Below are 12532 nucleotides of genomic sequence, written 5' to 3'. Positions count from 1 at the left end.
GTATCCTTCGATATTTAGTTGACCGCCCGATAGCGGTTACGACCCTGATTCAACCCGATTCGACAGGCGATTCCCATGATTCCCGTCACCATCCTGACCGGCTTCCTCGGCAGCGGCAAAACCACGCTGCTCAAGCGCATCCTGAACGAAAAGCACGGCATGAAGATCGCCGTCATTGAAAACGAGTTCGGCGAAGAGAACATCGACAACGAGATCCTCGTCCAGGAGCAGGGCGAGCAAATCGTGCAGATGAGCAACGGCTGCATCTGCTGCACGATCCGCGGCGACCTCGTGCGGGCGCTTGGCGATCTGGCCGAAAAGAAGCGTTCGGGCGAGCTCGCGTTCGACCGCGTCGTCATCGAGACGACAGGCCTCGCCAATCCAGGCCCCGTCGCGCAGACGTTTTTCATCGACAATGAAATCGCCGACGAATTCCTGCTCGACGCGATCATCACGCTCGTCGACGCGAAGCATGCCGACAATCAGCTCGACGAACATGAAGTCGTGCAACGTCAGGTCGGGTTCGCCGACCGCCTGTTCGTGACGAAGGCCGACCTCGTGGACGAAGCCGCGCTCGGCGAGCTACGTCACCGCCTCGTGCATATGAATCCCAGGGCGCCGATCAAGCTGGTCAACTTCGGCGACGCCGACATCAAGGAAATCTTCGATCTGCGCGGCTTCAACCTCAACGCGAAGCTCGAGATCGACCCGGACTTCCTGGCCGAAGACGATCACGATCACGATCACGATCATGACCACGCGCACGGCCATGACCATGATCACGATCATGCCGATTGCGATCATGACCACGGGCATTGCGCCCACGACGGCCATGCGCATCACCACCACGCGCACCACGACGACCGCATCAAGTCGTTCGTCTACCGCAACGACCGTCCATTCGATCCGAACAAGCTCGAGGATTTTCTCGGCGGAGTCCTGCAAATCTACGGCGAGCGACTATTGCGCTACAAGGGCGTGCTCTACATGAAAGGCGTCGACCGCAAGGTGGTGTTTCAGGGCGTCCACCAGATGATGGGCAGCGACTTGGCCGCCAAGTGGCTGCCGGCGGAGAAGAAGACGAACAAGATGGTCTTCATCGGTATCGATCTGCCGCAAGATCTGATCACGGACGGCCTCGACGCCTGCCTCGTCTGAGGCTCCCGCCGACGACGCGTGCCGGAGCGTGCGCAAGCGAGCGCGGCTGCGAGAGTGGGTGATCGCTTTTTGTCCGCTCGCACGCTATATTTTTGGGTTATTAGAGGTGCCGCGACACGGGTTTTCTCTGTTGCGGCGCGCAAGGGCGATTCAGTTACAATACGTGCCCGCCGGAGTATGGCAGGGGGCCGCAAGGCTTCTCCGGCGGCGCGGGCGCCTGCTTAGACGGGGCTGAGCGGGTACGACGACACCGGAAAATCTTATCCGGGCATTGTCGAAACAAAAGACGACACGAAGCGAAACGTCGGCGCTCGGCCTCGTTTCGCGGATGACGGGCCGCCCGTATCGAGAAATGTGGCTCGACACGGGAAGGAGCATCCGAGGATCGGTTTCCAAGGAGTTCGGCCCCGCAGCGGCGCTCGCCGGATTGACGGCCGGGCTGCCGCAGGCGCCTCTCGTTTATGGCGCCGCTTGCGGGCAACACGAAAGTGCAGGCAATATGTATAGGTTTTGCCTCGCAATTGAAGAAGCACGCAGATGACGACGAAACGACTCTTGACCGAAGCCGAAATCCTGAAGATGAGCGAGAAGGATTACATGAACGAGGACCAGCTCGCCTTCTTCAAGAATCGGCTCGAACAGTTGCAAGCGGAGATCCTCCGCAACGCGGGTCAGACGACCGAGAACCTGCGCGAAACGGTGATTGTGCCGGACCCGGCTGATCGCGCGACGATCGAGGAAGAACATGCGCTCGAGCTGCGCACCCGCGATCGCGAACGCAAGCTGCTGAAGAAGGTGCAGCAATCGCTTGCGCGGATCGAATCGGGTGAGTATGGCTGGTGCGAGGAAACGGGCGAGCCGATTGGCATTCCGCGCCTGCTCGCGCGTCCCACGGCCACGCTGTCGCTCGAGGCGCAGGAGCGCCGCGAGTTGCGTCAGAAGCTTTTCGGCGACTGATACGCGCGTTTTCGCGCGGCGGCAACGGCCGCGCGTCTTTACGCTGCTTCCTCAAGAGGCGCGCGGCATACCGCGCGCTTTTCTTTTTCCGCTGCTCAATGCGCCGCTGCACGTTTGCCGGTCCCGCTGCGGCTGCTCAGTGCGCTTACGGCTCCAGACTCGCTTCGAGTTCGTGCAGTGCTCCCTCGTGGGCGGACTCCATATGCCGGCGAACTTCGGGCAGCACGCGGCGCACGAGCGAGCGGGAGGACTTCGGGAGTGCGGCGCATGCACCTTCGATCTCTCCGCTGCGATGCTCACCGAGCATGGCGAGTAACACGCAGGCTTGCTGGACATCCTTCTGAGACTTGACGAGCGTATTGGTCCGCAACCTCGAGACAAGTAGCTTGTGAACGGCGAATCTCGCCGGATCCGGTACGCGCACGGGTACCGCCCCATGGCGCGAAATCAAAGTGCCCATGTGCGACTTGCCAAGCAGATAGGCGAGATACGGCAAGCCCGTCGCATGAGCGTTGAGCTCAGGCACGGCAACCGTCGGGAAAGTATCGTCCTGCGAAGGGACGAGCAAGTCGACATGGAAACGAGCGACCCCGGCCTGCTTGTAGGATGTCGACGGCGCACCCCGTGTCATCGCTGGAACTTCGACGAAGTGGATGCCAGTTTCCTTCAGGATTGCCAACAGCCCGCCGGTCGGAACATCCTCTAAAGCGAGCTGGTGTCCGCGCGCGATATCGATATCCTCGGTCTGATAGGCGATCGCCTTGATCCCCAGCCCGTTGAGCAGCGCCGCGAAAGCGTGTGAGCCGATCAGTACGGCGCCGGCCTGAAACAAGCCATGGTTGAACAGGACGCCCATCGTGGCGAACGTCTTGTTGTCCGATAACTGGAAGCCGAGCTTGGCGAGTTCCCGAATGCGGTCAATGAGGCCCTTACCGAGCTCGATGCGCTCTCGAACTTGCTGGATGCGAGCCTCAACGGCCGGGTCGCCCTGCGGCCCGCCGAGATTTTCCTCCTGTTTCTTGCCCTCCGGGCTCATGTACTGCCTTGCGTAATAGACGAGCTCGCCGCGCTTATGCTCGATGATGGTGCCTGGCGCGCCGAGGAGGATCGTGTCCTGCGCCGCCGCAGCCTGCTCGACATTCGCAAATTGCAAGCAGTACGCTTGGTCGTGCTGCTCGTAAAGAGGCATTCGATGCATGTTGGGGGCTTTCAGTAATTTTTCAAATTTTACTGAAAGAGGCGGTGGGCGTCCAATTTCAGTAATTTTTCAATCTTTACTGAAAACTGTCCCTTATTCTTACTCTGCGTCTTCAGTCTTGCCGCTGCGCGCCCGCGTCGTAGGGCTGGAGAGCTACTTTCCGGTCCAGGCGTGCCATTGGCTCTTGATAAAACAGCGCTCGCCCTAAAATGGACTCGACGTGCGTCGCGCGAGCGGTGGGCTTTTGGCGGCCACCGGTCGCCCACCACCCGTTTCTGCCGCGCGGTGCATGCGCCGACGGCGCTTTCGACGTTTTTGAAGGAACGCACAATGGAGCAATTTCACGGCACGACGATCGTTTCCGTGCGGCGCGGCAGCCAGGTCGCGCTGGGCGGCGACGGCCAGGTGACGCTTGGCAACATCGTCATGAAAGGCGGCGCAAAGAAAGTCCGGCGCATCTACAACGACAAGGTGCTCGTCGGATTCGCCGGCGGCACGGCCGATGCGTTCTCGTTGCTCGATCGGTTCGAGGCGAAATTGGAGAAGCACCAGGGGAATCTCACGCGCGCCGCCGTCGAGCTCGCCAAGGATTGGCGTACCGACCGTATGTTGCGCCGCCTCGAAGCGATGCTGATCACGGCCGACGCGAACACCACGCTCGTCATCACCGGCAACGGCGACGTGCTCGATCCCGAAGGCGGAATCTGCGCGATCGGCTCGGGCGGGGCCTATGCCCAGGCCGCGGCGCGCGCGCTCGCCGAAAACACGAGCCTTTCGCCGCGCGAGATCGTCGAGAAATCCCTCGCGATCGCGGGCGACATGTGCATCTATACGAACCATAACCGCGTCATCGAGACAATCGAGTAAGGAAGGGAGAACAGAGTGAGCACCATGACGCCCGCCGAGATCGTCTCGGAACTCGACAAATTCATCATCGGCCAGCAAAAGGCGAAAAAGGCCGTTGCGGTCGCGCTGCGCAACCGCTGGCGCCGCCAACAGGTCGCCGAGCCGCTGCGACAGGAAATCACGCCGAAAAACATCATGATGATCGGGCCGACCGGCGTCGGCAAAACCGAAATCGCCCGGCGTCTCGCGAAGCTCGCCGATGCGCCGTTCATCAAGATCGAGGCGACGAAATTCACGGAAGTCGGCTATGTGGGCCGCGATGTCGACAGCATCGTGCGCGATCTCGTCGAGATTTCGCTGAAGCAGACGCGCGAAACGGAGATGCGCAAGGTGCGCACGCAGGCGCAGGATCAGGCCGAGGACCGCATTCTCGACATCCTGCTGCCGAGCGCGCGGCCCGTCGGCTTCGGCTCGCAAGCGTCGAGCAGCGAGTCTGCCGAAGGCAGCGCGACGCGCCAGACGTTTCGCAAACGCCTGCGCGAGGGCCAGCTCGACGACAAGGAGATCGAGCTCGACGTCGAGCTGCCGCAGCTCGGCATGGACATCATGGGGCCGCCCGGCATGGAGGACATGACCGAGCAGATCCGCTCGATGTTCGCGAACCTGGGTGGGGGCAAAAAGACGCGCCGCAAAATGAAGGTCAAGGAAGCGCTGAAAGTGCTGACCGACGAGGAAGCGTCGAAGATGCTCAACGACGAGGAGGTCAAGTCGAAGGCCGTCCAGAACGTCGAGCAGAACGGCATCGTCTTTCTCGATGAAATCGACAAGATCGCCTCGCGCAGCGGCGAGCTGGGCGGCGGCGGGGGTGAGGTGTCGCGCCAGGGCGTGCAGCGCGATTTGCTGCCGCTCGTCGAAGGAACGACGATCAATACGCGCTACGGCATGGTGAAGACCGATCACATTCTCTTCATTGCGAGCGGTGCCTTTCATCTGTCGAAGCCGAGCGATCTGATTCCCGAGCTGCAAGGGCGTTTTCCGATTCGTGTAGAGCTCGATTCGCTCTCCGTGCAAGACTTCGAATCGATTCTCGTGGCAACTGACGCGAGCCTCGTGAAGCAATATCAAGCGCTGCTCGCGACAGAAAGCGTCGAACTCGAGTTCGCGGACGACGGCATCCGGCGCATGGCTGAAATAGCGTACTCGGTCAACGAGCGCACGGAAAACATCGGGGCGCGTCGACTTTATACCGTCATCGAAAAGCTGCTTGAAGACGTTTCGTTCGCGGCCGGCAATCATGCGGGCAAGGTCGTGCGGATCGACGCAGCCTATGTCGATCAAGCGCTCGGTGACATTGCGCAGAGCGAGGATTTGTCGCGGTACGTGCTGTGAGGCTGGCACTCATCGCGATCGCACGTTCCGCAGAGGGGGCGGTCTGCGCGAGCCGCCTTCTCTTTTCGTTCGCGCGTCCTGTTATGTGCCGCCGCAGGCCTACTGCTTCACCGGCCGCTTAGCCAGCTTCCTCTGCAACGTCCGACGATGCATGTTGAGCGCGCGCGCTGTCGCCGAGATATTCCCCCCATTCTCAGCCAGCGCCCGCTGAATGTGCTCCCATTCGAGCCGCGCCACCGATAGTAGTGACGGATTCTCGAGCGCGGCTTCTGCCTGCTCCACACTCGCCTCGACCTTCAGCGCATTCAAAATCGACTCGACGTTCGCCGGCTTCGCCAAATAGTTATCGGCCCCATCCTTCACGGCCTGCACCGCCGTCGCGATGCTCGCGTACCCGGTCAGCACGAGCATGCGCGCATCGGGCTGCAGATCGCGCAACGGGGCAACGAGATTCAACCCGGAATCCCCGCCGAGATGCAAATCGACCGTCATGAGCTCGAACTGATGCTCGTTCGCGAGCTTGATGGCCTCCTTCGCGTCGTGCGCCTGAAAGACCGCGTAGCCCCGGCGCGTGAGTCCGCGTGCGAGAACGCCCGCGAACACTTCGTCATCGTCGATCACGAGGAAGTTCGTATCGCTCATGTTGTACTCTCCTTCGAATCCGAAATTGAAGCCGACGAGGCGGCCGGCACGCGCAGCACAGCGCGCGTGCCGCGCGGCTCGCCTTCGACGAGCTCGAGCGAGCCGTTGAGTCGCGCCGCGGCCGAGAATGCCAGATACAAGCCCACGCCGTGGCCGCCTTGCGTACTGTCGACGGGCGCCGCGCCGAGTTGCGCGCGTAATGCGGGCGAAATGCCGGGCCCGCTGTCGCGTACTTCGAATTCGATCGAACCGCCGTCGACCGTCGCCCGCAGCGTCACGCTATCTCGGCTCACACGCGCCGCATTGTCGAGCAGAATTGTCAGAATCTGACCGACGGCCGTCGTGTCTTCCACCCAGGCGTCGCCTGAAGGCGCGGCAAGCCGCTCGAATTTCACATGCGGATGCCGCAGCCGCCATTGCTCGCTGAAGCCGGCGAGCCATTCGCCGAGCTCCTCGCGATGCGAGGATACCGACGCGCGGCTTCTCAGCCGCGCCAGCGCCGACGTGCAAAGCGTCATCTGCTTCTCGAGCACTTCGAGATCGGCCGCGTAAGGCGCAAGACCCTTGTCCGTGCTTGCCGCGTCGCGGAGTTCTTCTGTGATCATGGAAATCGTCGACAGCGGCGTGCCCATCTCGTGCGCGACGGTCGCGGCCTGCACGCCGAGCGCCACCGCCCGCTCGTCGCGCAGCAAACGCTGCTGCGCGTCGCCGAGCGCCGCATCGCGCTGGCGCAGCGCATTCGACATGCGCGCAACGAACCAGGCGATGAGGCCCACGCTCACCATGAAGTTGACCCACATGCCGGCGCGGTAATAGTCGAAAAGGTTCGCCGGGTTATCCATATTGAGCGGCACCGAGTCGAAGCCGAGCGCCACGTAGCAGCACATCGCGAAGATCGCGAGCCAGATCATGTGGGTCCACGGCAGCACGGCGGCCGCGATCGCAAGCGACGGCAGGTAGAGCGAGACGAACGGGTTCGTCGTGCCGCCCGACAAAAACAGCAACCCGGACAGCGCGCCGAGGTCGACCCAGAGCTGCCCCAGCAACTCCAGGTTCGTCTCCGGCCGCGCGCTCTTCACGCGCATCCAGGTCAGCGCGTTGAACATGACTTCCAGCGCGATGATCATCAGCATGGCCGGCAAAGGCAGATGCACGCCGAAGAACTGCTGGACGACGGCGATCGTCGTCAGCTGGCCGATGATGGCGAGGCTGCGCAGCCAGAACAGATGGCCCAGATTGACGCGACCGGTGTTGGTGATACGCTGCATCGGAACGATCAGTGTGACTTAGACGACGAAGAGGGCGAAGAGGGCGAAAACGACGAATCGAGAGTCCCGGCCGCCGAATGCCCTGAAGACTCGCCGGCCGAGGCCGCGAGTTCCGTGGCGAGGCATTGCGGACACAAGCACGGCGCGCCGGGGACGAGACGCCCGGCAGGCAGCTTCGGCATCGAGGCGCACCAGCAGTCGGAGGACCCGCTCTCGCGCCCGCAATCGAACGCCTCGCCGCAACGCGGACAACGTGCCGGTGCGGCGGAGGCCGGCGAGGCCGCGGATCGGTTCGGGGGACACATGACGGTTCGCCGCGGGAAAATGACAATATAAGTGCATGATGCCAGCGTTCGAGGCACGCCGCATGCGCGCCCCGCCGCCGAGCCGCGTGTAACCGTTGCGCCTGCGACTAAAAACCGCGGAGCAAGCCGCCCGTCCACAATCAGTCCTGTACAATTCGGCCTGTTTTCGCCCCGGTTCCGCGCGTTTTCGACCGTTCCTACCGTTTCAACCCGTTTGCCCGCCGAGCTTGCCGCCATGTCCGAGCCCATCGACCTCTCCCAGATTCCGCCCGCTCTGAAAGCCGAAATACTGGCCGAGGCCCTGCCCTATATCCGTCAATACCACGGCAAGACCGTCGTCATCAAATACGGCGGCAACGCGATGATCGAGGAGCGGCTCAAGCAAGGCTTCGCGCGCGACGTGATCCTGCTCAAGCTGGTCGGGATCAATCCGGTCATCGTGCATGGCGGCGGCCCGCAGATCGACCAGGCCCTCAAGAAGATCGGCAAGCAGGGCACGTTCGTGCAAGGCATGCGCGTCACCGACGAAGAGACGATGGAAGTCGTCGAGTGGGTGCTCGGCGGGGAAGTGCAGCAGGACATCGTCACGCTCATCAACCATTTCGGCGGTCATGCCGTGGGCCTGACCGGCAAGGACGGCGGCCTCATTCACGCGCGCAAGCTGATGATGCCGGACCGCGAGAATCCCGGCCAATACGTTGACATCGGCCAGGTCGGCGAGGTCGAGTCGATCAACCCGGCCGTCGTGCGCGCGCTGCAGGATGACGCCTTCATCCCCGTGATTTCTCCGATCGGCTTCGGCGAGGACGGCCTCTCGTACAACATCAACGCGGACCTCGTCGCCGGCAAGCTCGCCGTCGTCCTCAACGCCGAGAAGCTCGTCATGATGACGAACATCCCCGGCGTGATGGACAAATCGGGCAACCTGCTGACGGATCTCTCGGCGCGCGAGATCGACGCGCTCTTCGAAGACGGCACCATCTCGGGCGGCATGCTGCCGAAGATCGCCTCCGCGCTCGACGCGGCGAAGAGCGGCGTGCGCTCGGTCCACATCATCGACGGTCGGATCGAGCACTCGGTGCTGCTCGAAATCCTGACCGAGCAGCCGTTCGGCACGATGATCCGCTCTCATTGAGCGCTCCCTGAACGCGCTCCCAAGGCAGGAGGCGGCTGCGCCGGTGCCCCGAAGGTAATCCCCTTGGGGACGCGAGCCGCCGGCCGCCGCAGCTCCGTCCGCAACCATGCCCAGCCTGCTGACCCGGCGCCGCCGACTGCGCCGCACCTCGAACGCCTCGCGCCCCGTCTGGCTCTTCGACCTCGACAACACGCTGCATCGCGCGTCGTTCGCGATCTTTCCGGCGATCAATGAGGCGATGACGCAGTACATCGTCGATGCGCTGGGCGTCGAGCGCGCCGAGGCCGACCGTTTGCGACTCGGCTACGTCCGCCGCTATGGTGCGACGCTGACGGGGCTGGCGCGCCATCATCCGATCGATCCTCACGATTTCCTGCGGGTCGTTCACACGCTGCCGGACTTGAGCGACATGCTGCGCGCCGAACGCGGCCTCGCGCGCCTCATCGCCGCGCTGCCGGGCCGCAAGTTCATTCTCACCAATGCGCCCGAAGCTTACGCGCGGGCCGTGCTGGCTGGGCTCGGGATCGAGCGGCTCTTCGAGCGCGTCGTCGCCATCGAGCATATGCAGCAGGGTGGCGTCTGGCGCGCCAAGCCCGATCTCGCGATGTTGCGCGGCGTGCTGCGCGAGGCCCGTGCGAGAATGGCCGACGCCGTTCTCGTCGAAGACACGCGCGGCCACCTGAAACGCTATCGGCGTCTCGGCATCCGCACAGTCTGGGTCGTCGGTCACCTCGTCGCCGCGCCGAAGCGCGATGGGTCGAGCCCGCGCCTGCCCGGCACGGGCCGACCGCATTATGTCGATCGCCGCGTTCGTTCGCTAAAATCGCTGCAAAAGCAAAAGCTCTAACAGGTTTCCCGAGTCGGGACACCTGGCAAACGCGGTCCCTGCGAGCGGCACGCCGCCGCGGTCACGGACGCACGTTCCAAAACGGAAGACAACGTTGTCGGGGGCGCAGATGCAATCGACCGAGCGGCAGTCAGCAGCGATCGTAGACGGCGAGCCGGACCCCTCGGGCCCGGCCCGGGCACCGCGCATGAAGCCGGGCGAGCGGCGCGTGCACATCCTTCAGACGCTCGCGGCGATGCTCGAAGCCCCCAAAGGCGAAAAAATCACGACGGCCGCGCTCGCGGGTCGGCTCGGCGTCTCGGAGGCGGCGCTTTACCGGCAATTCGCGAGCAAAGCGCAAATGTTCGAAGCGCTCATCGAATTCATCGAAGGAACGCTCTTCGCGCTCATCAACCAGATTGTCGCCAAGGAGCCGAACGGCGTCCTGCAGGCGCGCGCGATCGGCCTGATGCTGCTCAACTTCGCCGCCAAGAACCCCGGCATGACGCGCGTGTTGACGGGCGAGGCGCTCGTCGGCGAGCACGAGCGCCTCGCCGGGCGCATCAACCAAATGCTCGAGCGCGTCGAGGCCTCGGTGAAACAATGTCTGCGGCTGGCGCTGATGGAGGCCAATCAAGCTGCGGGCACCGCGCCCGGCGCCGACGGGACGCCAAGCGTGCCGCTGCCGGCCGACTACGATCCCGCCGTGCGCGCGAGCCTGGTCGTCAGCTATGTGCTCGGCCGCTGGCACCGCTACGCGAAGAGCGGGTTCACGCGCGCGCCCGCCGAGCATGCCGACGCGCAACTTCGGCTCATTCTGCAATAGCTGATAGCGCCTAATGACATTTTCCGCTATGCTTTGCGACTCGCCTGGGAGCGTCCTGGGCAAGTGAAGTGACGCGCCGATTTGTCGACTCGATTGCGGGCGCGTGAACCCTGGTGTCCTGAGGTTCGGTATAAATGCGGCTAAAGAGGTCGTCAGCCGCGCAACCGCCCGCCCGCGCACCGCCGACACCATTTAGCCGCTCAATCAGAAGGCGGAGTGAATGGAATCAGTCGGGATCGTCGCCCCACAACGGATGCGGTTCAGCCAGCCGCTCGCGCTGCAAAACGGCAGCGCGCTCGCGGGCTACGAGCTGATGGTCGAAACGTATGGCACGCTCAACGCCGCGCGCTCGAACGCGGTGCTCGTCTGCCATGCGCTCAACGCCTCCCATCATGTCGCCGGCACGTACGCCGGCGAGCCTAAGAACGTCGGCTGGTGGGACAACATGGTCGGCCCTGGCAAGCCGCTCGATACCAACCGCTTCTTCGTGATCGGCGTCAACAATCTGGGCTCGTGCTTCGGCTCGACGGGCCCGATGAGCATCGATCCCGCCACGGGGCGCCCGTTTGGCGCGAGCTTTCCCGTCGTCACCGTCGAAGACTGGGTCCATGCGCAAGCGCGCGTGGCCGACGCGTTCGGCATCGAGCGTTTCGCCGCCGTGATGGGCGGCAGCCTGGGCGGCATGCAGGCGCTCGCCTGGAGCATGATGTATCCCGAGCGCGTCGCGCACTGTATCGATATCGCATCGACGCCGAAGCTTTCCGCGCAGAACATCGCGTTCAACGAAGTGGCGCGCTCGGCGATTCTCTCCGATCCCGACTTTCATGGCGGCGACTATTACGCGCATGGCGTGAAACCGAAGCGCGGCCTGCGCGTCGCGCGGATGATCGGACATATCACCTATCTGTCCGACGACGACATGGCGACGAAGTTCGGCCGCGCGTTGCGCCGCGAGAACGGCTCGGTCGGCGCCGCGGAGGCCTACAACTTCAGCTTCGACGTCGAGTTCGAGGTCGAGTCGTATCTGCGGTACCAGGGCGAAAAATTCGCCGACTACTTCGATGCGAACACTTACTTGCTGCTCACCCGCGCGCTCGACTACTTCGATCCGGCCAAGGCCTTCGGCGGCGACCTGACCGCCGCGCTCGCGCGGACGAGCGCGCGGTATCTCGTCATCAGCTTCGCGACGGACTGGCGCTTCGCACCCGCGCGCTCGCGCGAGATCGTGAAGGCGCTGCTCGACAATAAGCGGCACGTTACGTACGCGGAAATCGATGCGCCGCACGGCCACGACGCCTTCCTGCTCGACGACGCGCGCTATCACAATGCCGTGCGCGCCTATTACGAACGCATTGCCGAGGAGGTCGGAGCGTGAACCAGGCCGTCATCGATTCGCTCGCGACGCGAGCCGATTTTCGCGCGATCGCGCGCTGGGTCGAGCCGCGCTCGACCGTCCTCGACCTTGGCTGCGGCGACGGCGCACTGCTCGCCCTGCTCGGCGAGGAGCTCGAGGTGCGAGGCTACGGCATCGAGATCAACGATGCCGGCGTGCTGGCCTGCGTCAAGCACGGTGTCAACGTCATCCAGCAAAACCTCGAAGACGGCTTGCGTCTCTTCGAGGACGACAGCTTCGATTTCGCAATCCTCTCCCAGACACTGCAAACGATCCATCAGACGGCCGCGATCCTGCGCGAGACGGTGCGCGTCGGCAAGCAATGCATCGTCTCGTTCCCTAACTTCGGCTACTGGCCGCATCGGCTGTCGGTCGTGAAAGGGCGCATGCCCGTTTCGAAGTCGCTGCCGTATCAGTGGCACAACACGCCGAACGTGCGCGTGCTGACTATCGAAGACTTCGAGGCGCTCGCGCCCGAGGTCGGCATCGAAATCCTCGATCGCGTCGTCCTGCACGACGGCCGCACGGTGCGATGGGGCGAGAACTGGCGTGGTAGTCTTGCGGTCTACCGCGTGAAGCGCCGCTGAGC

Annotated in this window: 13 protein-coding genes; 9 read left to right on the top strand and 4 right to left on the bottom strand. The window is 63.5% G+C overall.

Going from position 1 to position 12532, the window contains the following annotated elements; genetic code table 11:
* Positions 1–75 precede the first annotated feature (75 nt).
* Together AB4Y31_RS09965 and dksA are read left to right on the top strand one after the other, a co-directional pair.
* Positions 76–1158 carry a GTP-binding protein gene (locus tag AB4Y31_RS09965; protein WP_368673783.1) on the top strand — a complete coding sequence of 361 codons (1083 nt, stop codon included), beginning with the start codon at positions 76–78 and terminating at the stop codon, positions 1156–1158.
* A gap of 537 nt (positions 1159–1695) precedes the next feature.
* A complete protein-coding gene (gene dksA, locus AB4Y31_RS09960) occupies positions 1696–2115 on the top strand; it encodes an RNA polymerase-binding protein DksA (RefSeq protein ID WP_018441253.1) in 420 nt (139 codons plus the stop codon).
* A 145-nt stretch (positions 2116–2260) separates the two neighbouring features.
* On the opposite strand, the gene AB4Y31_RS09955 is transcribed toward dksA, so the two are convergent.
* Complete coding sequence (locus tag AB4Y31_RS09955; RefSeq protein ID WP_368673782.1) at positions 2261–3313, bottom strand: GSU2403 family nucleotidyltransferase fold protein; 1053 nt, start codon at positions 3311–3313, stop codon at positions 2261–2263.
* A gap of 330 nt (positions 3314–3643) precedes the next feature.
* On the opposite strand from AB4Y31_RS09955, the gene hslV reads away from it, so the two are divergent.
* Positions 3644–4180: an ATP-dependent protease subunit HslV gene (gene hslV, locus AB4Y31_RS09950; RefSeq protein ID WP_026229773.1), complete on the top strand. Its 537-nt coding sequence runs from the start codon at positions 3644–3646 to the stop codon at positions 4178–4180.
* 15 nt (positions 4181–4195) lie between these two features.
* Entirely contained in the window at positions 4196–5548 is a 1353-nt protein-coding gene (gene hslU, locus AB4Y31_RS09945; protein ID WP_026229774.1) for an ATP-dependent protease ATPase subunit HslU, read from the top strand.
* A gap of 99 nt (positions 5549–5647) precedes the next feature.
* Here the strand turns inward: hslU and AB4Y31_RS09940 are convergent, their stop codons facing one another.
* Genes AB4Y31_RS09940 through AB4Y31_RS09930 form a run of 3 tightly spaced genes read right to left on the bottom strand, consistent with a single transcriptional unit; the run spans position 5648 to position 7763 of the window.
* Positions 5648–6190, bottom strand: a complete 543-nt coding sequence (locus tag AB4Y31_RS09940) for a response regulator transcription factor (RefSeq protein WP_368673781.1) — start codon at positions 6188–6190, stop codon at positions 5648–5650.
* Positions 6187–7458, bottom strand: coding sequence for an ATP-binding protein (locus AB4Y31_RS09935; protein WP_368673780.1), 1272 nt, complete (start codon positions 7456–7458; stop codon positions 6187–6189). Before AB4Y31_RS09935 ends, AB4Y31_RS09940 begins: the two co-directional genes overlap by 4 nt.
* 8 nt (positions 7459–7466) lie before the next feature.
* Complete coding sequence (locus tag AB4Y31_RS09930; RefSeq protein WP_368673779.1) at positions 7467–7763, bottom strand: cysteine-rich CWC family protein; 297 nt, start codon at positions 7761–7763, stop codon at positions 7467–7469.
* Positions 7764–7998: 235 nt separating this feature from the next.
* Between AB4Y31_RS09930 and argB the strand changes: the two genes are divergently transcribed.
* The 5 genes from argB (at position 7999) to metW (ending at position 12530) form a co-directional block, all read left to right on the top strand.
* A complete protein-coding gene (gene argB, locus AB4Y31_RS09925; protein WP_026229775.1) occupies positions 7999–8898 on the top strand; it encodes an acetylglutamate kinase in 900 nt (299 codons plus the stop codon).
* A 106-nt stretch (positions 8899–9004) separates the two neighbouring features.
* Positions 9005–9745, top strand: coding sequence for a pyrimidine 5'-nucleotidase (locus AB4Y31_RS09920; RefSeq protein WP_018441263.1), 741 nt, complete (start codon positions 9005–9007; stop codon positions 9743–9745).
* Positions 9746–9854: 109 nt separating this feature from the next.
* Complete coding sequence (gene slmA, locus AB4Y31_RS09915) at positions 9855–10550, top strand: nucleoid occlusion factor SlmA (protein WP_368673778.1); 696 nt, start codon at positions 9855–9857, stop codon at positions 10548–10550.
* A gap of 220 nt (positions 10551–10770) precedes the next feature.
* Positions 10771–11925: a homoserine O-acetyltransferase gene (locus AB4Y31_RS09910; RefSeq protein WP_368673777.1), complete on the top strand. Its 1155-nt coding sequence runs from the start codon at positions 10771–10773 to the stop codon at positions 11923–11925.
* Positions 11922–12530 (top strand): methionine biosynthesis protein MetW, encoded by a 609-nt coding sequence (metW, locus tag AB4Y31_RS09905; protein WP_368673776.1) that lies wholly within the window; start codon positions 11922–11924, stop codon positions 12528–12530. The genes AB4Y31_RS09910 and metW overlap by 4 nt, the downstream gene beginning before the upstream one ends.
* Positions 12531–12532 lie beyond the last annotated feature (2 nt).

The sequence above is a fragment of the Trinickia sp. EG282A genome (assembly GCF_040965455.1).
GTDB classification, from domain to species: domain Bacteria; phylum Pseudomonadota; class Gammaproteobacteria; order Burkholderiales; family Burkholderiaceae; genus Trinickia; species Trinickia symbiotica.
This window is presented reverse-complemented; position numbering and strand designations above follow the sequence as displayed.